Source organism: Streptomyces sp. NPDC046727 (genome assembly GCF_040645635.1).
Lineage (GTDB): Bacteria > Actinomycetota > Actinomycetes > Streptomycetales > Streptomycetaceae > Streptomyces.
The window spans coordinates 64576-85658 of record NZ_JBEYYR010000033.1 but is presented as its reverse complement, the minus strand read 5'-3'; the positions used below and the strand labels follow the sequence as shown (position 1 = coordinate 85658).

Sequence of the window (21083 nt, the reverse complement as noted above, 5' to 3'; positions counted from 1 at the left end):
ATCAGTCCAGCCACACATAGCCCGCGAGCCGCCCGGTGGTGCGGTCGCGGCGGTACGAGAAGTGGTCGCCCGACTCCAGCGTGCACACCGGGGACTGCGCCCGGTCGCGCACCCCGAGCCGGTCGAGCTGCGCGTGCACTCCGGCGCTCACGTCGACCGCCGGTGTGCCCCAGCTCGTTTCAGCGTGCGCCGCCGGCTCGACGTCCGCCACCTCGGCGCGCATCGCCTCCGGCACCTCGTAGCACCGGCCGCAGACGGCCGGCCCGGTGCGGGCGACGATCCGGCCGGGCTCGGCGCCGAGTTCCACCATGGCGCGTACGGCGGCGGGGACAACGCCCTTGACCATGCCGGGCCGGCCCGCGTGGGCCGCGGCGGCGATCCTGGCGACGGGGTCGGCGAGCAGCACCGGCACGCAGTCGGCCGTCAGGACGGCGAGGGCGAGTCCGCGCCGGGCGGTGACGATCGCGTCGACCTCCGGCACCGGCCGCTCGCCCCACGGCTCGTCCACCACGGCGACGTCGGCGCCGTGCACCTGGTTCATCCAGACGACCAGGCCCGGGTCCAGGTCGAGCGACTTGGCCGCCAGCTCCCGGTTGCCGCGCACCGCCTCGGGCGCGTCGCCGACCGCTCCGCCGAGGTTCAGCTCCTCATACGGAGCGGCGCTCACCCCGCCCCACCGGTCGGTGAAGGCGAAGTGCGCGCCGCTCACGCTCTCGCGCTGTCCTATCACTTGAGGAAGTCCGGAACGTCCAGTTCCTCGGCCGCGCTGTCCGCGTAGGTCCGGGGCGACGGGGTCACCGGCGGGGTGACCGGGATGTCGGCCACCGGCTCGGGCGCCGGCTCCGGCTCCTCCTTGGGCTTGACGCTGCCCAGCGAGCCGAAGGCCGGGCGGCTGGGCTCGCTCGGCCGGGCCGGGGCGGGCTCCTCGCGGCGGCCGGAGGACGACGCGGAGGCCGAGCCGAGGACGTTGTCCCGGCGGGCCGGCGGCTGGCCGCCGTCGAAGCCGGCCGCGATCACGGTGACCCGGACCTCGTCGCCGAGGGCGTCGTCGATGACCGCGCCGAAGATGATGTTGGCCTCGGGGTGGGCGGCCTCGCTGACCAGCTGTGCGGCCTCGTTGATCTCGAACAGGCCGAGGTCGGAACCGCCGGAGATGGAGAGCAGCACGCCCCGGGCGCCGTCGATGGACGCCTCCAGGAGCGGCGAGGAGATCGCCATCTCGGCCGCGGCAACCGCGCGGTCGTCGCCACGGGCCGAGCCGATGCCCATCAGTGCCGAACCGGCCTCGGACATGACCGACTTGACGTCGGCGAAGTCCAGGTTGATCAGACCGGGCGTGGTGATGAGGTCGGTGATGCCCTGGACACCGGAGAGCAGGACCTGGTCGGCGGACTTGAAGGCGTCCAGGACCGAGACCTGGCGGTCCGAGATGGACAGCAGCCGGTCGTTCGGGATGACGATGAGGGTGTCGACCTCTTCGCGCAGCTCGGCGATGCCGTCCTCGGCCTGGTTCGCGCGGCGCCGTCCCTCGAAGGTGAACGGGCGCGTGACCACGCCGATGGTGAGGGCGCCGAGCGAGCGCGCGATGTTGGCCACGACGGGCGCGCCGCCGGTGCCGGTGCCGCCGCCTTCACCGGCCGTCACGAAGACCATGTCGGCCCCCTTGAGGACCTCCTCGATCTCCTCGCGGTGGTCCTCGGCGGCCTTGCGGCCGACGGCCGGGTTGGCTCCGGCGCCGAGTCCGCGGGTGAGTTCGCGGCCGACGTCGAGCTTGACGTCGGCGTCGCTCATCAACAGCGCCTGTGCGTCGGTGTTGATGGCGATGAACTCGACGCCCTTGAGACCGACCTCGATCATCCGGTTGATGGCATTGACACCACCGCCGCCGACACCGATGACCTTGATGACTGCGAGGTAGTTCTGCGGTGCTGCCACGTCGAAGGCCTCTCGCCTCGAATTACGTTGTCGCCGCCGCGCGGTGCCCCGCGCCGGGACGACAGATGCCGAATGGGACGGTCCGTAGCGCCGACCCGAACCCTAACCCTGAAGTTTAGGGTTACCAGTGTGTCTGTTCCCTGGAGTCTTCTGAACAGGACACTAAGTCGACAAGTGGCGCCCGTTCAACGAACACGCCGAACCTCCCGTTTTTCTTTTCACCCTATGTGATCAGCCGTAGCAGTGCCCAACCAGGGTGCTGGCCTGCGCTGATGTGCGTCAACTCCTCGATGACGCAGGGGCGGTGGGAACGCTGACATCGAAGTGCCGCGCGCCGGGAGCTGCTTTCATGAGTGCCGTGAGGGCCCGCGCCTTGGCGCGGCCGTCCTCGCTGCTGCCCCATGCCACCGTGCGGCCGTCGCCCAACTCCAGCGAGATGGCGTCGTAGGAACGGACTTGGACGGTCCGGGTGGACTGCGCAACGACGGCGGGCAGGTCGCCGGCGACCCGGACGGCCTCGCGCACCAGCCGGCGGGTGCCGAAGCGCCGGAAGCTCGCGGCACCCGGGCCTGTCCGGGAGGCGGTCAATTCCAGCGCCGGAACGCCTTTCGGCGCCTGCGAAACCGTAGCGAAACGGACACCTTCGTCGTCGACTTCGACGAAGTTCCCGCCTTTTCGGACAAGGAGCACCGGAGTCCGCTCGGTCACTTTCAGCCCGATTCCATGGGGCCAGGAACGAACGACGTCTACGGTGTCAATTCGGGGCAATTTCCGGCGAAGTCGGGCTTCGATGGCGTCCGTGTCGACGGAAATCATCGGGTCCCCGACGGGCACGGCCGCCGCCCCGCGGACCTCCGCGGGGGTCAGCATGAGCGTGCCCGACACCGAGACCTGCCGGACACGCAGCCATGCGGAGCCGTACAACGCCCAAGCGGAACCGGCCCCGAGGAGCACGAGGAGGGCGGCCAGGATGACGATCGTACGAAGCCGCGGCCGTCCGAACCCGCGGGCGGGCGGGGGGCCGGACGACTCCCGCTGGCGTTGACCGCGCTCGGCGGTAGTCGGTCCGGCCACGTTCACTGCCCTTTCGTCATACGGTCCTAACGGCGCGAGGCGATCGCCTCGTACACCATGCCGACGAGCAGGTCGTCGGCGTCCCGGCGGCCGAACTCGCTTGCCGCGCGGGACATCTCGTACAACCGGTGCGGGTCGGCGAGCACGGGCAGCACGTTCTGCTGCACCCACTCGGGCGTCAGCTCCGCGTCGTCGACGAGGAGTCCGCCGCCGGCCTTGACCACCGGCTGGGCGTTCAGCCGCTGTTCGCCGTTGCCGATGGGCAGCGGGACGTACGCGGCCGGGAGCCCGACGGCGGAGAGTTCGGCGACGGTCATCGCGCCCGCGCGGCAGAGCATCATGTCGGCCGCGGCGTACGCGAGGTCCATCCGGTCCAGGTAACTTACCGGGATGTAGGGGGGCATTCCCGGCATCTGATGCACTTGCGGCAGTTCGTTCTTCGGGCCGACCGCGTGCAGGATCTGGATGCCGGCCTGCTGGAGCCACGGGGCGACCTGCTGGACCACCTCGTTGAGGCGCCGGGCGCCCTGGGAGCCGCCGGAGACGAGCAGCGTGGGCAGGTTGGGGTCGAGGCCGAAGCGGGCGCGACCCTCGGGCCGGGCGGCGGCGCGGTCCAGCGTGGCGATGGAGCGGCGCAGCGGGATGCCGATGTAGCGGGCGTCGCGCAGCTTGCTGTCCGGGGTGGAGACGGCGACCCGGGCCGCGTACCGCGAGCCGATCTTGTTGGCCAGGCCTGGCCGCGCGTTGGCCTCGTGGATCACGATGGGCACACCGAGGCGCTTGGCGGCCAGGTAGCCGGGCAGGGCGACGTAGCCGCCGAAGCCGACCACGCAGTCGGCCTTGGTGCGCTCCAGGATCTGCTCGGCGGCCTTGATCGTGCCGCGCAGCCGGCCCGGGACCGTGATCAGCTCGGGCGTGGGCTTGCGGGGCAGCGGCACCGCGGGGATCAGCGCCAGCTCATAGCCGCGCTCCGGGACGAGCCGGGTCTCCAGGCCCCGCTCCGTGCCCAGGGCCGTGATCCCCACGGTCGGGTCCTGCCTGCGCAGGGCGTCCGCGAGGGCGAGCGCGGGCTCGATGTGGCCGGCGGTCCCCCCACCGGCGAGTACGACATGCACCGAAATTCACCGCTCTCCGGACGAACGCGCCGCTGAGGCACGCCGTCGCATCGTGTTCCATCTCCGAGGCCCCCGCTCGGCACCGGAGCCTCCCGCCCGCTTTCTACCAAAGCGAGGTTGCCGCATCGCAAGCGCCGCCCGCGCAGCGGGCTCGTCGCGCGCGAAGGCGATCAGCAACCCGATGGCGAACATGGTCGGCAGCAGGGCGGACCCTCCGTAGGAGAACAGCGGGAGGGGGACACCGGCGATCGGCAGCAGGCCGAGCACCGCACCGATGTTGATCACCGCCTGGGCGGTGATCCAGGTGGTCACGCCTCCCGCGGCGTACCTCACGAAGGGGTCCTCCGTGCGTCCGGCCACGCGGATACCCGCATAGCCTAGAGCCGCGAACAGGGCGAGCACCGACAGCGTCCCCGCCAGGCCCAGTTCCTCACCGGTGACGGCGAAGATGAAGTCGGTGTGGGCTTCGGGGAGTTGACCCCATTTTTCCACACTCGCCCCGAGCCCGGAGCCGAAGATTCCGCCGGAGGCGAGGGCGTAGATGCCGTGCACGGCCTGCCAGCAGTCGGCGACCCCGGTCCGGGGCTCGGTGGCGCCGATGCAGGCGAGCCGGGCCATCCGGTTGGGGCTGGTCTTGATCAGGACCACACCGATCAGACCGGCGACCGACAGCACGCCGGCGAACAGCCGGGTCGGCGCCCCCGCGAGCCACAGCAGGCCGAACAGGATCGCTGTGAGAATGATCGCGGTGCCCATGTCGCCGCCGAGCATGATCAGCCCGAGCAGCAGGAAGGTGCCCGGAACCAGAGGCACCAGCATGTGCTTCCACTGGGTCAGCAGCTTCCGCTCCTGTTTGCGGGCGATCAGGTCCGCCCCCCACAGCACCAGGGCCAGCTTGCCGAACTCGCTGGGCTGGATCTGGAAGGAGCCGCCGAGGGAGATCCAGTTCTGGTTGCCGTTGACCGCCATTCCTATCCCGGGCACCTGCACCAGGGCCATCAGGAAGACGGCGCCGGCGAGGATCGGGTAGGCCAGCGCCCGGTGCAGCTTCACCGGCATGCGGGAGGCGACGAACAGCAGTGCGCCGCCGATGAGCGCGGCCAGGAACTGCTTGCGGAAGAAGTACGACCCGGGCAGCGACAGCTGCAGCGCGGTGATCTGGGAGGCCGAGTAGACCATCACCAGACCCAGCACGGTGATCAGCACGCTGCCGCCGACGATCAGGTAGTAGGCGGTCAGCGGCCGGTCCCAGGCCTTTCGCGCGCGCGTGTAGAACCGCTGGACGGGGTTCTCGCGCGGCGAGCGGGAGACGGCGGGACGCCGGGACGCCCGCTGTACGGGCGGCCGGCCGGTACGGCTACCGGGCATCGGCGCCTCCACTGAACGTCGACCGTCCCACGCGTCCCTCCCAAGATCCGCCCGGCAGGCGGCCGGGGTCAGGCGTCGAGTTCGCGGACGGCTGCCGCGAACGCGTCACCGCGCTGGTTGTAGTTGGTGAACATGTCCATGGAGGCGCAGGCCGGGGCCAGCAGTACCGTGTCGCCGGTTCGGGCCAGCCGCTTCGCTTCCGTCACCGCCTGGAGCATCGCCCCAGTGTCGGTCCGGTCGAGGTCGACCACGGGTACTTCCGGGGCGTGTCGCGCCAGGGCGTCGCGGATCAGGGCGCGGTCGGCACCGATCAGGACGGCTCCGCGAAGTCGCTGTGCCGACTTGGCGACCAGTTCGTCGAAGGTCGCGCCCTTCGCCAGACCGCCCGCAATCCATACGATCGACTCATATGCCGCCAACGAGGCTTCCGCGGCGTGGGTGTTGGTCGCCTTGGAGTCGTCCACGTACGCGACGCCGTCGATGTCGGCCACGTGCGCGATGCGGTGGGCGTCCGGGCGGAAGGCCCGCAGACCGTCCCGTACGGCACCGGCGGGCACCCCGAAGGCGCGCGCGAGGGCCGCCGCCGCGAGGGCGTTGGCGATGTTGTGCGGGGCCGGCGGGTGGACGTCGGAGACCTCGGCCAGCTCCTGCGCGTTCTTCTGCCGGTTCTCGACGAAGGCCCGGTCGACCAGGATGCCGTCGACGACACCGAGTTGGGAGGGCCCGGGCGTGCCCAGGGTGAAACCGACGGCCCGGCAGCCCTCCTCGACGTCGGCCTCGCGCACGAGGTCCTCGGTGGCCTTGTCCGCGACGTTGTAGACGCAGGCGATCTCGTTGCCCTCGTAGATGCGGCCCTTGTCGCGCGCGTACGCCTCCATGGAGCCGTGCCAGTCCAGGTGGTCCGGCGCGAGGTTGAGGACCGCCGCCGAGTGCGCCCGCAGGGAGGGCGCCCAGTGGAGCTGGTAGCTGGACAGTTCCACGGCGAGCACGTCGTACCGCTCCTCGCCGAGGACCGCGTCCAGCAGGGAGACGCCGATGTTGCCGACGGCGGCCGTGCGCAGCCCTGCGGCCCGCAGGATCGAGGCGAGCATCTGGACGGTGGTGGTCTTGCCGTTGGTGCCCGTCACGGCCAGCCAGGGGGCCGCGTCGGGCCCGCGCAGGCGCCAGGCCAGCTCCACGTCGCCCCAGACGGGCACGCCGGCCTGCTCGGCCGCGAGGAACAGCGGCTTGTCGGGCTTCCAGCCGGGCGCGGTGACGATCAGCTCGGTGCCCTCCGGCAGGGTCGCCCCGTCGCCGAGACGCACGGTGACGCCGAGCGCCTCCAGCTCCGCGGCCTGCTCACGCGCGCGTGCGTCGTCGCCGTCGTTGACGACCGTGACGATCGCCCCGCGCGCGTGCAGCACCTTGGCCGCCGGGACGCCCGAGACGCCGAGCCCGGCGACGGTGACGCGCTTGCCCTGGAATTCAGAAGGCACCGAGGAGGTCACTTGTCCGCTGCCCATCCCGCGTAGAAGAGGCCCAGTCCGACAATCACACAGATGCCTTGGATGATCCAGAATCGGACCACCACCAGGACCTCGGACCAGCCCTTGAGTTCGAAGTGGTGCTGGAGCGGCGCCATCCGGAAGACACGCTTTCCGGTGAGCCGGAAGGAGCCGACCTGGATGACGACCGACATGGTGATGAGGACGAACAGGCCGCCCATGATGGCCACCAGCAGCTCCGTGCGGGAGAGGATGGCCAGACCGGTGAGGACACCGCCGAGCGCGAGCGAACCGGTGTCGCCCATGAAGATCTTGGCGGGCGAGGTGTTCCACCACAGGAAGCCGAGGCAGGCACCCATCAGCGCGGAGGCGACGACGGCGAGGTCCAGCGGGTCGCGCACCTCGTAGCAGGCGCCCGGGTTGGTCAGGGTGCCCGCGTTGGCGCAGGACTCCTGGAACTGCCAGACGCCGATGAAGGTGTAGGCGCCGAAGACGAGCACGGAGGCGCCCGTGGCGAGGCCGTCCAGACCGTCGGTGAGGTTCACGCCGTTCGACATCGCGAGGATCATGAACAGCGCCCAGACGACGAACAGCACCGGGCCGATCGACCAGCCGAAGTCGGTGATGAACGACAGCTTCGTGGAGGCCGGGGTGTTGCCGCGGGCGTCGGAGAACTGCAGCGACAGCACCGCGAAGCCGATACCGACGATCAGCTGGCCGGCCATCTTCGCCTTGGCCCGCAGACCCAGCGACCGCCGCTTGACGATCTTGATGTAGTCGTCGAGGAAGCCGACCAGGCCCATGCCGAACATCAGGCCGAGGACCAGCAGACCGGAGTAGGTCGGCGTGTAACCGGTGATGAGCTTGCTCAGGAAGTACGCGGCGATCGTCGCCAGGATGAAGGCGATACCGCCCATGGTCGGCGTACCGCGCTTGCTGGCGTGCTCGCGCGGGCCGTCGTCACGGATGTACTGGCCGTAGCCCTTGCGGGCGAGGAGCTTGATCAGCAGCGGCGTGCCGATCAGCGTCAGGAAGAGGCCAATGACTCCCGAGAACAGGATCTGCTTCATCATCGGGCGGCAACCTCACCCTCGGCACCGGCCTCGACGAGCGCCTGGGCGACGCTCTCCAGCCCCACCGAACGGGACGCCTTCACGAGCACGACGTCCCCCGGGCGCAGCTCGCTGCGCAACAGGTCGATCGCCGCCTGTGCGTCGGACACGTGCACCGACTCCTCACCCCACGAACCCTCGTTATATGCGCCCAATTGCAACCAGGAGGCCTCAATCCCCCCGACCGCGACGAGCTTGCTGACGTTGAGCCGGACGGCGAGCCGTCCGACGGCGTCGTGCTCGGCGAGCGCCTCGTCCCCCAGCTCGGCCATCTTGCCGAGCACCGCCCACGTGCGGCGCCCCTTGCCCATGGCCGCGAGCGCCCTGAGGGCGGCCCGCATGGACTCGGGGTTGGCGTTGTAGGCGTCGTTGACGATGGTCACGCCGTCCGGGCGCTCGGTGACCTCCATGCGCCAACGGGAGAGGGTGCCCGCCTCGGAGAGCGCGGTGGCGATCTCTTCCGCGGACATGCCCAGCTCATGGGCGACGGCGGCCGCGGCGAGCGCGTTCGACACGTGGTGCTCACCGTACAGGCGCATGGTCACATCGCTTGCACCGGAGGGTGTGTGAAGCCTGAAGGAAGGCTGTCCGCTGTCCGTGAGTCGTACGTTCTCGGCGCGTACGTCCGCTTCGGCCGACTCTCCGAAAAGGACCACCTTCGCCTTGGTACGGGAGGCCATGGCCCGGACCAGCGGGTCGTCGGCGTTGAGGATCGCGGCTCCGTCCTCGGGCAGCGCCTCCACCAGTTCGCCCTTGGCCTCGGCGATCTGCTCGCGGCCGCCGAACTCGCCGATGTGGGCGGTGCCGACGTTGAGCACCAGGCCGATCTTCGGCGGGGTGAGGCCGGCGAGGTAGCGGATGTGCCCGATGCCGCGCGCGCCCATCTCCAGCACGAGGAACTTCGTCTCCTCGGTGGCGGACAGGGCGGTCAGCGGCAGCCCGATCTCGTTGTTGAGCGAGCCGGGCGTGAACACGGTCGGCGCCTTGCGCTGGAGCACCTGGGCGACGAGGTCCTTGGTGCTGGTCTTGCCGGCCGAGCCGGTCAGGGCGACCAGGGTCGCGCCGAGCCGGCGTACGACGTGCCGGGCGAGGGCACCGAGGGCGGTCTGGACGTCGTCCACCACGACGGCGGGGACACCGACCGGCCGGGAGGCCAGGACGGCGACCGCTCCGGCCGCGACGACCTGTGGTGCGTAGTCGTGGCCGTCCACGCGCTCGCCGACGAAGGCGGCGAACAGGCTGCCGGGCACCACCTCGCGGGAGTCCCGGACGACCGGTCCCGTGACCTGCGCGGACGGATCCGGTATGTCGTGCGTCTGCCCGCCGACGACAGCTGCGATCTCGGCGAGGGAGAGGGCGATCACAAGTTCATCCCCTGGGTCTTCTGGATTTTCATCCCTGGGTCTTCTGGATGGCTTCGCGGAGCACCTGGCGGTCGTCGAAGGGACGGACCACGCCGGCGATGTCCTGGCCCTGCTCGTGCCCCTTGCCGGCCACCAGCACGGTGTCACCGGGGGCGGCGCGGCCCACGGCGGCGGCGATGGCGGCGGCCCGGTCCTCGAAGAGGAGCACCTCGCCGCGCTCGTGCGCGGGCACGGCGGCCGCACCCTGGAGCATGGTCGCGAGGATCGCGAGGGGGTCCTCGGAGCGGGGGTTGTCGGAGGTCAGTACGGCCGTGTCGGCGAGCCGGGCCGCGGCGGCGCCCATCGGGGCGCGCTTGGTCCGGTCGCGGTCGCCGCCGCAGCCGAGGACGACGTGCAGGCGGCCCTTGGTGACCTTGCGCAGCGCCTTGAGCACCGACTCGACGGCGTCGGTCTTGTGGGCGTAGTCGACGACCGCGAGGTAGGCCTGCCCCGCGTCGACGCGCTCCAGGCGGCCCGGGACGCCGGGTACGGCGGCGACGCCGTCGGCGGCGGTCTGCGGGTCGAGACCGGCGGCGGCGAGGGCGACGACGGCGGCGAGGGTGTTCGCCACGTTGAACGGGCCCGGCAGCGGCGACTTGGCGTGCAGGCGCTCGCCGTTCGGGCCGAGGACGGTGAACGTCGAGTCCATGGGGCCGACCTGGACGTCCTCGGCGCGCCAGTCGGCGTCCGGGTGGCCCTCGGCGGAGAAGGTGACGACCGGGACGGTCGCCTCCTTCGCCAGCCGGCGGCCGTACTCGTCATCGATGTTGATCACGCCGAGCTTGCTGCGCTTCGGCGTGAAGAGCTGCGCCTTGGCCCGGAAGTAGTCCTCCATGTCGGAGTGGAACTCCATGTGTTCCGGGCTGAGGTTGCTGAAGACGGCGATGTCGAAGACGCAGCCGTCGACCCGGCCGAGGACCAGGGCGTGGCTGGAGACCTCCATGGCGACCGCCTCGACGCCGCGTTCGCGCATGACGGCGAACAGGGCCTGCAGGTCGGTGGCCTCGGGGGTGGTGCGCTCGGACTTGATGCGCTCGTCGCCGATGCGCATCTCCACGGTGCCGATGAGTCCGGTGCTGCGGGCGCTCTTCAGGCCGCCCTCGACCAGGTAGGCGGTGGTGGTCTTGCCGGAGGTGCCGGTGATGCCGATCTGGAGCAGATCGCGGCCGGGGTGGCCGTAGATCGTCGCCGCCAGCTCGCCCATCCGCGCGCGCGGGTCGTCCACGACCAGGACGGGCAGGCCGGTCGCGGCGGCGCGCTCGGCGCCGCTCGGGTCGGTGAGCACGGCGACCGCGCCGAGGCCGGCGGCCTGGGTGACGAAGTCGGCGCCGTGCAGCCGGGCGCCCGGCAGGGCGGCGTACACGTCACCGGGGCGGACGGCCCGCGAGTCGTGGGTGATCCCCGTGACCTCGGCGGAGCCGGCCGGAGCGGCGACACCCAGCTGATCGGCCAGTTCCGCGAGGGGTGCGGCGGGGACCTGGACCGGTCGCGGCGGTCCCGGATATGTCACGGAAGCGCCTTTCTGGGTGGTTTGGGACTGATCAGCGTGTGGCACGGCGGTGAGCGTACCGGGCGTACCCGCTCCGGAGCGAAGTGAGGGGCTCTCGGTCCCGTGGTTCCCGGGGTCGGGGGTGATCGTTGTCACGAGCTGGTTCCTGGTGTTTCCGTGGTGCTGATCAGGGCTTGTACTCGACGGGCAGGTTGGCGGCCTTCGCCCCGGTCGGCGGGATCTGGAGGGTCTTCAGGGCGAACTCCATCACCTGCTTGTAGATGGGTCCACAGATCTGGCCGCCGAAGTAGCTGCCCGCGGTGGCGTTCTGGATGGCGCAGTAGACGGTGATCCGCGGCTTGTCGGCTGGGGCGAAGCCGGCGAACGACGAGGTGTAGCCGCGGTAGCGGCCGGTGGCCGGATCCACGCGGTTGGCGGTGCCGGTCTTGCCCGCCACCCGGTACCCGGGGATCCGGGCCTTGGCGCCGGTGCCCTGCTCGTCGTCGACGACGGACTCCAGCATCTGGGCGAGGGTCCTGGCGGTCTTCTCGCTGACCACCCGCGTCTGCTTCGGCTTCGGCGCCGGGGTGAAGCGCCCGTCGGCGCCCTTGGTGCCGCGCACCAGGGTCGGCTCGACGCGGACGCCGCCGTTGGCGATGGTCGAGTACACGGAGGCGGCCTGCATCGCGTTGATGGAGAAGCCCTGGCCGAAAGGAATCGTGTACTGCTGCGAGGTGGACCACTTCTGCGGCGGCGCGAGGATGCCGCGGGTCTCACCGGGGAAGCCGAGGCCGGTGTAGCCGCCGATGCCGAACCTGCGCAGGTACGAGTAGAGGATCCTGTTGGCCTCGGGCTGGCTCTTGCCGAGTTCGCCGGTGGCCAGGATGGTGCCGATGTTGCTGGACTTGGCGAGCACGCCGTTGAGCGTGAGGTACCAGGTGGCATGGTCGATGTCGTCCTGGAAGAGCCGGTCGCCGCGGTGCAGCCGGTTGGGTACGACGACGTGGGTGAGCGGGGTCGCCACGTTCCGCTCCAGCACGGCCGCCATCGACATCACCTTCGCGGTGGAGCCGGGCTCGTAGGCGTCCTGGACGGCGGCGTTGCCCATGGCGTCGCCGTCGGCCTTCGACAGGTCGTTGGGGTCGAAGCCCGGCGAGTTGGCCATGGCCAGGATCTGGCCGGTGCGGGTGTCCTGGACGATGACGTAGCCGCGGTCCGCCTTGGACTTGCGCACCTGCTCGGTGATCGCGTTCTGCGCGGCCCACTGGATGTCCCGGTCGACGGTCAGCTCGACGTCGGAGCCGGGCACGGCGGGCGTCTCGGTGGACCCGGCCGTGGGCACCTCGCGCCCGCCGGCCTGGGCGTAGCGGACCTTGCCGTCCTTGCCGGCCAGCTGCTTGTCCAGCTCCTGCTCGATGCCGCCGCCGCCCTGGCCGTCGGCGTTGACCCAGCCCAGTATCCCGGCGGCCAGGTCGCCGTTCGGGTACACGCGCTGGCTGCTGGGGTCCGCGAAGACGCCGGTCAGCACGTTGACGGTGGTGTGGTCGGTCTCGGCCTTGTTGGTGAGGGCCGCCTTCAGGTCCTTGATCTGCTTCCAGACCTGCGGGGTCTGCCGGGTGGCGAGCCGGGTGTAGCGGGCGTTCCTGTTCTCGGGGCGCAGCTTCCTGACGATCGCGGCCTGGTCCTGGCCGAGGATCGGGGCGAGCAGCGCGGCGGCCTGCTCCGGTCCGTTGGTGATCTTCAGCTGCTTGGCGCTGAACATGGTCGGGTCGGCCGTGATGTCGTACGCGTCCTCGCTGACGGCGAGGGCGACGCCGTTGCGGTCGGTGATCTCGCCGCGCTCGGCGGCCAGGGTGTGCACCACGTACCGGTTCTGCTCGGCCCGTGCCGTGTAGGAGCTCGCGTCGACGGCCTGCACCTGGAGCAGCCGGATGACGAAGGCGAGCAGCACCAGGGTCAGGGCGAGGCCGACCAGGCGCAGCCTGGGCCGGGGGCTGCCGAGCCGGAGCGGGGGCGGGGGCATGGGCCGGGCTCCGCCGGGGCGCCGGGCCGGCCGCGCCCCGGGCCCCGGCTGCCGCCGGACGGCATTCCGCGGCCGAGGAGGCTTGGCAGGCCCGGGCACACGGCGGCGCGGCGGTTCCCTGTCGGACACTTCCGTCACCTGCCGGGGGTCGGGGTGGGCATGGGCTGGGGCATCGAGAACGGCGTCATCGCACCCGCCGGGGCGGATCTCCGGGCCGGACGGCGCCGGCTGACCGGATACGACCGCCCGGCACGCGGAACCGGCCCGGCACCGCGCCGAAACCGGCCACCGCCACCACGGTCACCGGAGCGCAGCGCACACGCGGGCCCGGGCACGCGGCCGCGCGGTTCCCTGTCGGACACTTCCGTCACCTGCCGGGGGTCGGGGTGGAAAGGGGCTGGGGGGCGGCGGGCGGCGCGGGGGCCGTGGGGGGTGCCGGCGTGGCGGAGGGCGCTGTCGCGGGGGACGCCGGGGAGGCGGGTGCCGCCGTGGGGGCGGGGGCGGCGGAGAGGCCGGCGGCCGGGATCAACGCCTCGGGGCTGCCCGGGCCGGAGAGGGTCGCGGCGGTCGCGGCTTCGGGGGCGGCGCCGGGGACGCCCTTGACGGTGCCGCCGGGGCCGAGGAAGGCGGGGTCGCCGCCGGGGACCATGCCGAGTTCGCGGGCGCGCCGCTGGAGGGCGTCGGGGGACGAGTAGGCGTCGATGTCCCGCTGCAGGGCCTGCTCCCGGTCGGTGAGGCTCTTCGTCCGCTTCTGCAGGTCGGCGAGTTTGAACGAGCCTTCGCTGAGCGCGGAGTTGAGCACCAGCAGTCCGATCAGGCCACCGCCGAGGAGCACGACGACGAGCAGGACGAACGGGGTACGGGCCGCCTGGGCGCGGCCGGCCGGCAGGAGCCGGGCGAGCCGGGCCGCCCTCCCCTTCAGCTCGGGTTTCCTGCTCACTGCTCCCCCGGTGCGTGAGGGAAACGCTCTCCCTGCGCGTGGGGCCAACGCTCCCCCGGCGCATCGGGGAAACCGCTCCCCCGGCGCGCGGAGGGGATCTTCCGACCCGTCTCGCTCACTCGACGTCCTCCCTGATCCGCTCGGCACCCCGCAGCCTGGCCGGCGCGGCCCTGCGGTTCTCGGCGATCTCTTCCTCGGTGGGAAGTTCGGCACCGCGGGTGAGCAGCTTGAGCCGCGGCTGGTAGCGCTCGGGCACGACGGGCAGTCCGGGCGGCGCGGTGGAGGCGGCCCCGGCCGCGAACACCTGCTTGACGAGCCGGTCTTCGAGCGAGTGGTACGACAGCACGGCGACGCGCCCGCCGACGTCCAGGGACTTCACGGCGGCCGGGATCGCCCGCTCCAGGACGGACAGTTCGCCGTTGACCTCGATGCGCAGCGCCTGGAAGGTGCGCTTGGCCGGGTTGCCGCCGGTGCGCTTGGCGGCCTGCGGCAGGGCGTCGCGGATGAGTTCCACGAGCCGCGCACTGTTGCTGAACGGCTCCTTCTCGCGCTCCCGGACGATCGCGGCGACGATCCGCTTGGCCTGCTTCTCCTCGCCGTACGCGCGCAGGATGCGCACGAGTTCGCCGGCCGGGTAGGTGTTGAGCACCTCGGCTGCGCTGATGCCGGTCGTCTGGTCCATGCGCATGTCCAGGGGCGCGTCCTGGGCGTACGCGAAGCCGCGGCCGGCCTCGTCGAGCTGCATGGAGGAGACCCCGAGGTCGAACAGCACGCCCTGCACGCGCGCGATGCCGAGCCGGCGCAGTACGTCGGGCAGCTCGTCGTACACGGCGTGCACGAGGGTGGCACGGTCCCCGAACGGCGCCAGGCGCTCGCCGGACAGGCGCAGCGCCTCCTTGTCCCGGTCGAGCCCGATCAGCCGCGCGTCGGGGAACCGGGTCAGCAGCGCCTCGCTGTGCCCGCCGAGGCCGAGGGTGCAGTCGACGACCACCGCTCCGGGATGCTGCAGGGCGGGTGCCAGCAGGTCCAGGCACCGCTGGAGCATCACCGGGACGTGTCGACTCTGGCTCAAGGGGGCCTCTCATTTCCGGCGGGCCGTACGCACCGTCGGTCCCCCGAGCCGTACGTACGCGCCGCGCGCGCGAGGAGACGGGTCCGGGCACGTGCCGGGGTCTCCGGGGGTCTCACCAGCGAGGAGAGACTCGTCTCCCGCTTTCGCGCCACTTTAGTCCACGCTGTCCCCTGGTCAATCAACCGGCCTGCGCGTCGCGCACCGCGACACGGCGGGAACCTCGATTCGCGCCGATCCCCCCGTTCGGCCCAGCTTTGGCCCCCCTGTGGGTTAGCTCACAACAAGCCACGATGACGTTCTTTGTCCCCTCTCACAGCGGGCCAGAACGCATCGTGACCAGTAACGTCGTCGGTATGACGACTTCTGCAGCAGTGCCCACTGGATCCGAAGGCGCCATACCCACTGGCGAGACCGTGACCGACCGCCTCGTCGAGGCCAACCGCCACTATGCCGAGGCCTTCACGGACCCTGGCATGGACGCCCATCCCGTTCTCCGCGTCGCCGTCGTCGCGTGCATGGACGCCCGTCTCGACCTGCACGCCGCGCTCGGTCTGGAGCTCGGCGACTGTCACACCATCCGCAACGCGGGGGGTGTCGTCACCGACGACGTGATCCGCTCGCTGACCATCAGCCAGCGCGCACTCGGCACCCGCAGCGTCGTCCTGATCCACCACACCGGCTGCGGCCTGGAAACCCTCACCGAGGACTTCCGGCACGAGCTGGAGATGGAGGTCGGGCAGCGGCCGGCGTGGGCGGTGGAGTCGTTCCGGGACGTGGACCAGGACGTGCGCCAGTCCATGCAGCGGGTGCGCACCTCGCCCTTCCTGCTGCACAACGACGACGTCCGCGGCTTCGTCTTCGACGTGCGCACCGGTCTGCTGCGCGAGGTCGACCCGGCCTGATCCGGACGCACCGGCCGGCCGCCCTGGAACGCATCCCGCCGTCCGCATCGAAAACGCAGTCGATAATGTCGCACGACCGGCATCGTGGGGTCAGTTGTCCACAGGCGAGTGACACGAATCGGTAACGGCGGCAAGAATGCGGGTGTGACGTCACGCGGAACCTTTCCCGCGTGGTGTCCGTGTTTCGGGGTGGGCCGGTTTCGCATCGAGAGCGTCGGCCCGGAATGAACGGGCCGAGGAGGGCCGGGTGACGACCTATGACGATCGAGCGAGCCTCACTGATCTGACCGCCACGGTGGAGCGGGTGCGCGGTTCGGTGGAGGGCGTGATCGAGGGCAAGCCCGAGGTCGTACGACTCGCGCTGACCGTGCTGCTCGCCGAGGGCCACCTGCTGATCGAGGATGTCCCGGGCGTGGGCAAGACGATGCTCGCCAAGGCGCTGGCGCGGTCCATCGACTGCTCGGTGCGGCGCATCCAGTTCACGCCGGACCTGCTGCCCTCGGACATCACGGGCGTGTCGATCTGGGACCAGCAGCGCCGGGACTTCGAGTTCAAGCCGGGGGCCATCTTCGCGCAGATCGTGATCGGCGACGAGATCAACCGCGCCTCGCCCAAGACCCAGTCCGCGCTGCTGGAGTCCATGGAGGAGCGGCAGGTCACCATCGACGGGCAGACCTACGAACTGCCCAGCCCCTTCATGGTGGTGGCCACGCAGAACCCGGTCGAGATGGAGGGCACGTACCCGCTGCCCGAGGCGCAGCGCGACCGCTTCATGGCCCGCGTCTCCGTCGGGTACCCGAGCGTGGAGGCCGAGCTGCAGATGCTCGACATCCACGGCGGGGTCAGCCCGCTGGAGCACCTCCAGCCGGTGGCGCACGCGCACGAGATCGTGAAGCTGATCGAGGCGGTGCGCGGGGTGCACGTCGCCGAGCCGGTCCGGCGGTACGCGGTGGAGCTGGTCGCCGCCACGCGCACGCACCCCGACCTCAGACTCGGCGCCTCCCCGCGCGCGACGCTGCACCTGCTGCGCGCGGCGAAGGCGTCCGCGGCCCTGGCCGGCCGGGAGTACGCGCTGCCGGACGACGTCCAGGCGCTCGCCGTCGCCGTCCTCGCCCACCGCCTGCTGCCCACCGCCCAGGCCCAGCTCAACCGCCGTACGTCCGAGCAGGTGGTGCAGGAGATCCTGCAGCACACGCCGGTGCCCGCGGCCCCGGGCCGGCAGAACGGCTTCGGCGGTCTGGGCCGCACCGTCCCGGCCTACCCCCAGCAGCCCCCGCGGAGTCTGTGATGAACCCCGGGGGGACCGCGCCGGCGGAGGCCGACCGCGGGGAGACGGGCGCGGTCCGTACGGCCCTGGCGGGTCTCACCACCCGCGGCCGTTCCTTCCTCGCGGCCGGGATCGCCGCCGCGATCTGCGCGTTCGTGCTGGGGCAGAGCGATCTGCTGCGGGTCGGCCTGCTGCTCGCCGTGCTGCCCCTGATCTGCGCGACCGTGCTGTACCGCACGCGCTACCGGGTCGCCGCGAGCCGCCGCCTCTCCCCCGCGCGCGTCCCGGCCGGCAGCGAGGCCCGGGTGCATCTGCGCATGGACAACGTCTCCCGGCTGCCCACCGGTCTGCTGATGCTCCAGGACCGGGTGCCGTACGTCCTCGGGCCGCGCCCCCGGTTCGTGCTGGACCGGGTGGAGCCGGGGGGCCGCCGCGAGGTGTCCTACCGGGTCCGCTCGGACCTGCGGGGCCGGTATCCGCTGGGCCCGCTCCAGCTGCGGCTCACGGACCCCTTCGGCATGTGCGAACTGACCCGCTCCTTCGCGGCGTACGACACCCTGACGGTCATCCCGCGCGTGGAGCCGCTGGCCCCGGTCCGCTTCGGCGGCGAGGCCCAGGGGTACGGCGACGGGCGGCAGCGCTCGCTGGCCCTCGCGGGCGAGGACGACGTGATCCCGCGCGGCTACCGCTACGGCGACGACCTGCGCCGCGTGCACTGGCGGTCCACCGCGCGCTACGGCGAGCTGATGGTGCGCCGCGAGGAGCAGCCCCGGCGCTCCCGGTGCACCGTGCTCCTGGACACCCGCGGCGGTGCCTACGAGGGCGCGGGCCCGGACTCGGCCTTCGAGTGGGCCGTCTCCGGTGCCGCCTCGGTGCTGGTGCACATGCTGGAACGCGGCTTCTCGGTACGGCTGCTGACCGACAGCGGCAGCGCGGTGCCCGGCGAGGGCGGCGACGGGTTCGCGGGCACCGGCCAGGAGACGGCGGACGCGGCCGGTCTGATGATGGACACCCTCGCGGTGATCGACCACTCCGACGGCGACGGCCTGTCCCGGGCGTACGACATGCTGCGCGGCGGCAACGAGGGGCTGCTGGTCGCCTTCCTCGGCGACCTGGACGAGGAGCAGGCCACGACGGTCGCCAAGATGAGCCGGCGCAGCGGCGGCGCCGTCGCCTTCGTGCTGGACCCCGACATCTGGACGCGGGAGGCGACCGACGTGCCCCGCCCGGGCGACCGGCACACCGAACGGCTGCGCATGCTGCGCGAGGCGGGCTGGACGGCACTGAGCGTGCCGCGCGGCGCCTCACTGGACGAACTGTGGCGGCAGGCGGACCGGGAACCCTCCGGCCTGACCGCGATGAGCGGGGAGGCACGGGGATGAGCGGGCGGGCACGACTGGCGCTGTGCGCGGCGGCGGCCACGCTGATGGCCTCCTGCGCGCTGCTGCCGCTGGTGGCCGAGCCGACCTGGCTGCTGCAGCTGCTGCCGCTGCTGGCCGTGCAGACCGGGGTGGGCGCGGCGGCCCGGCGGGTGCCGCTGGGCCGGGCGCTGACCGTGGCGGCGCAGGCCCTGGCCAGCCTGGTGCTGCTCACCCTGATGTTCGCCCGGCAGCACGCGGTCGCGGGGCTGGTCCCCGGCCCGGACACCTTCCGGTACTTCGCCGAGCTGCTCCGGCAGGGCGCGGACGACGTCAGCCGGTACGCGATACCGGCGCCGGTCACCGACGGCATCAAGCTGATGCTGATCGGCGGCGCGCTGCTGATCGGGCTGCTGGTGGACGTGCTCGCGGTGACCTTCCGCAGCGCGGCCCCGGCCGGGCTGCCGCTGCTCGCGCTGTACTCGGTGGCCGCGGGGCTGTCCGACGGCGGCGCCGACTGGCTGTGGTTCCTGGTGGCGGCGGGCGGCTATCTGATGCTGCTGCTCGCGGAGGGCCGGGACCGGCTCGCCCAGTGGGGCCGGGTCTTCGGCGGCGCGCCCCGCACGCCGGGCGCCCCGGAGACGGGCGCCATGGCGCCGGTGCGCACCGGGCGCCGGATCGGCGTGGTCGCCCTCGGCGTCGCCCTGATGGTGCCGCTCGCCCTGCCCGCGATGCACGGCGGCCTGCTGGACCCCGCCGGCACCGGCGTGGGGGCGGGCAACGGCCACGGGGGCACGATCTCGGCGATCAACCCGCTGGTGTCGCTGCGCGACAACCTGAACACGAACGACGACCGCCAGGTGCTGTCCCTGCGGACCACCACCAACGACATCTCCGACCTGTATCTGCGGATCGTCTCCCTGGACGAGTTCGACGGCACCACCTGGACGCCGGCCCAGCGGCACGTCGTCGGCGTGCCGGGCAAGCTGCCGACGCCCGACGGCCTGGGCCCGGACATCAAGCGCGGCGAGGTGAGGACGACCGTCACGGCGGCGGACACGTACGCCCAGAACTGGCTGCCGATGCCCTACCCGCCGAGCGGTGTGAAGGTCGACGGCCGGTGGCGGTACGAGCCCGTCGGGATGACCCTCGTCGGCGACCGCGGCCAGACCACGCGCGGCGAGACCTACCAGGTGACCAGCCTGGACGTGCGGCCGACGGCGGCGCAGCTGGCCTCCGCGCCGCAGCCGCCGCCCGCCCTGAAGAGCGAGTACACCAAGGTGCCGGGCTCGCTGCCGAAGGTGGTGGCCCGCACCGCGGAGGAGATCACCGCGGGCGCGCGGAGCCACTACGAGGAGGCCGTCAAGCTCCAGGACTGGTTCGCCGTCACCGGGGGCTTCCAGTACGACACCTCGGTGAAGGTGGGCCGCGGCCCGGACGCGATAGCGAACTTCCTGAAGAAGAAGGAGGGCTTCTGCGTCCACTTCTCCTTCGCGATGGCGGCGATGGCCCGCACCCTCGGCATCCCGGCCCGGGTCTCGGTGGGCTTCGCGCCCGGCACCCCGCAGGCCGACGGCACGATCGCGGTGAACCAGAAGGACGCGCACGCCTGGCCCGAGCTGTACTTCGAGGGCGTGGGCTGGACCCGCTTCGAGCCGACCCCCACCCGCGGCACCACGCCGTCGTACACCCAGCAGGACACGCCCGGCAGCTCGCTGCCGGAGGAGGTGCTGCCGTCCAAGGGCGCGTCCTCGGCGCCCTCGGCCTCGGCCTCGGCGAGCGAGAGCTGCACCAGCGCGCTGCGCAAGCTGGAGGCCTGCGGCAGCTCGTCCGCGGCGGCTGTCCCGCCCCCCGGGGACGACGGTCCGGCCCCGTGGTGGTGGGTGCTGATCGGGCTGGGCGTGCTGCTGGTCCTGGCCGTGCCGCTGTCGCCGCTGCTGTGGCGGCAGAAGGTGCGCGGGCGCCGGCTGGGCGGGCACGCCCGGGACGCGCAGGGCGCGGCGGCGCACACCCTGGCCGCGTGGCAGGAGCTGACGGACAGCGCCTGGGACCACGGCATCGCGCCGGACGAGTCGCTGACCGCGCGCAAGGCCGCCGACCGGATCGTGCGGCTCGGGCACCTGGATCCGGCCGCCGGGGCCGCCGTGCACCGGGTCGCGGACGCGGTGGAGCAGGTGCTGTACGCGCCCCGGCCGCATCCGGCGGCGGGAACGGCGCAGGACGTGCGCCGGGTGATCGAGGCGTTGCGGGCGACGGTGAGCACCGGGACGCGGCTGCGGGCGCTGTTCCTGCCCCGATCGTCGGTCCGGGTGCTGTGGGCGGTGTCGGCCCGCTGGGCGGCGCTGAAGGCCCGGGCCTCGGCGGCCCGGCCGGCGCTGCGCCGGCCGTCCGGGCAGCGGAGCTGAGCGGTCCGGAAGGACCGAGTACGACGCGTGAGGGGCGGCCACCCGCGGGTGGCCCGCCCCCCCGGAGGTCGGTTGGGGTGTGTGGGTGGTGATACCCGCGCCCGAAGGGCGGGAGTGGTAAGGTAGCCAGCACGGA

General features: G+C 72.2%; 16 protein-coding genes. 4 read left to right on the top strand and 12 right to left on the bottom strand.

Features of this window, described 5'->3' with window-relative positions; all coding sequences use genetic code 11:
• Position 1 precedes the first annotated feature (1 nt).
• From pgeF to rsmH, 12 genes are all read right to left on the bottom strand, one after another.
• Positions 2–730 carry a peptidoglycan editing factor PgeF gene (gene pgeF / locus ABZ937_RS32160; protein ID WP_361696900.1) on the bottom strand — a complete coding sequence of 243 codons (729 nt, stop codon included), beginning with the start codon at positions 728–730 and terminating at the stop codon, positions 2–4.
• Entirely contained in the window at positions 727–1935 is a 1209-nt protein-coding gene (gene ftsZ, locus ABZ937_RS32155) for a cell division protein FtsZ (protein ID WP_361696898.1), read from the bottom strand. Before ftsZ ends, pgeF begins: the two co-directional genes overlap by 4 nt.
• A 279-nt stretch (positions 1936–2214) precedes the next feature.
• Positions 2215–3009, bottom strand: a complete 795-nt coding sequence (locus tag ABZ937_RS32150; protein ID WP_361696947.1) for an FtsQ-type POTRA domain-containing protein — start codon at positions 3007–3009, stop codon at positions 2215–2217.
• Between the two features lie 26 nt (positions 3010–3035).
• Positions 3036–4124 carry an undecaprenyldiphospho-muramoylpentapeptide beta-N-acetylglucosaminyltransferase gene (murG, locus tag ABZ937_RS32145; RefSeq protein ID WP_361696896.1) on the bottom strand — a complete coding sequence of 363 codons (1089 nt, stop codon included), beginning with the start codon at positions 4122–4124 and terminating at the stop codon, positions 3036–3038.
• Positions 4125–4130: 6 nt separating this feature from the next.
• Positions 4131–5492, bottom strand: a complete 1362-nt coding sequence (gene ftsW, locus ABZ937_RS32140) for a putative lipid II flippase FtsW (protein ID WP_361696894.1) — start codon at positions 5490–5492, stop codon at positions 4131–4133.
• 68 nt (positions 5493–5560) lie between these two features.
• A complete protein-coding gene (gene murD / locus ABZ937_RS32135) occupies positions 5561–6994 on the bottom strand; it encodes a UDP-N-acetylmuramoyl-L-alanine--D-glutamate ligase (RefSeq protein WP_361696892.1) in 1434 nt (477 codons plus the stop codon).
• Positions 6976–8046: a phospho-N-acetylmuramoyl-pentapeptide-transferase gene (gene mraY / locus ABZ937_RS32130; RefSeq protein WP_361696945.1), complete on the bottom strand. Its 1071-nt coding sequence runs from the start codon at positions 8044–8046 to the stop codon at positions 6976–6978. The genes murD and mraY overlap by 19 nt, the downstream gene beginning before the upstream one ends.
• Positions 8046–9452, bottom strand: coding sequence for a UDP-N-acetylmuramoyl-tripeptide--D-alanyl-D-alanine ligase (murF, locus tag ABZ937_RS32125; RefSeq protein WP_361696890.1), 1407 nt, complete (start codon positions 9450–9452; stop codon positions 8046–8048). The genes mraY and murF overlap by 1 nt, the downstream gene beginning before the upstream one ends.
• Before the next feature lie 28 nt (positions 9453–9480).
• Positions 9481–11001 carry a UDP-N-acetylmuramoyl-L-alanyl-D-glutamate--2,6-diaminopimelate ligase gene (locus ABZ937_RS32120; RefSeq protein ID WP_361696888.1) on the bottom strand — a complete coding sequence of 507 codons (1521 nt, stop codon included), beginning with the start codon at positions 10999–11001 and terminating at the stop codon, positions 9481–9483.
• A 166-nt stretch (positions 11002–11167) separates the two neighbouring features.
• The gene (locus ABZ937_RS32115; RefSeq protein WP_361696886.1) at positions 11168–13132 is read right to left on the bottom strand and encodes a penicillin-binding transpeptidase domain-containing protein; all 1965 of its coding nucleotides are present in this window, start codon (positions 13130–13132) and stop codon (positions 11168–11170) included.
• Positions 13133–13370: 238 nt separating this feature from the next.
• Positions 13371–13943 carry a septum formation initiator family protein gene (locus tag ABZ937_RS32110; protein ID WP_361696884.1) on the bottom strand — a complete coding sequence of 191 codons (573 nt, stop codon included), beginning with the start codon at positions 13941–13943 and terminating at the stop codon, positions 13371–13373.
• A gap of 115 nt (positions 13944–14058) precedes the next feature.
• On the bottom strand, positions 14059–15015 hold the full coding sequence (gene rsmH / locus ABZ937_RS32105) for a 16S rRNA (cytosine(1402)-N(4))-methyltransferase RsmH (protein ID WP_361696882.1): 957 nt from the start codon (positions 15013–15015) through the stop codon (positions 14059–14061).
• A gap of 290 nt (positions 15016–15305) precedes the next feature.
• Here rsmH and ABZ937_RS32100 point away from each other — a divergent pair, with 290 nt between their 5' ends.
• The 4 genes from ABZ937_RS32100 to ABZ937_RS32085 all read left to right on the top strand — a co-directional run bounded on the left by ABZ937_RS32100 (position 15306) and on the right by ABZ937_RS32085 (position 20947).
• Entirely contained in the window at positions 15306–15917 is a 612-nt protein-coding gene (locus ABZ937_RS32100; RefSeq protein WP_361696880.1) for a carbonic anhydrase, read from the top strand.
• Between the two features lie 247 nt (positions 15918–16164).
• Positions 16165–17205 carry a MoxR family ATPase gene (locus tag ABZ937_RS32095; RefSeq protein WP_361696878.1) on the top strand — a complete coding sequence of 347 codons (1041 nt, stop codon included), beginning with the start codon at positions 16165–16167 and terminating at the stop codon, positions 17203–17205.
• Complete coding sequence (locus tag ABZ937_RS32090) at positions 17205–18566, top strand: DUF58 domain-containing protein (RefSeq protein ID WP_361696876.1); 1362 nt, start codon at positions 17205–17207, stop codon at positions 18564–18566. Before ABZ937_RS32095 ends, ABZ937_RS32090 begins: the two co-directional genes overlap by 1 nt.
• Entirely contained in the window at positions 18563–20947 is a 2385-nt protein-coding gene (locus tag ABZ937_RS32085; protein ID WP_361696874.1) for a DUF3488 and transglutaminase-like domain-containing protein, read from the top strand. The genes ABZ937_RS32090 and ABZ937_RS32085 overlap by 4 nt, the downstream gene beginning before the upstream one ends.
• The last annotated feature ends 136 nt before the right edge of the window (positions 20948–21083 follow it).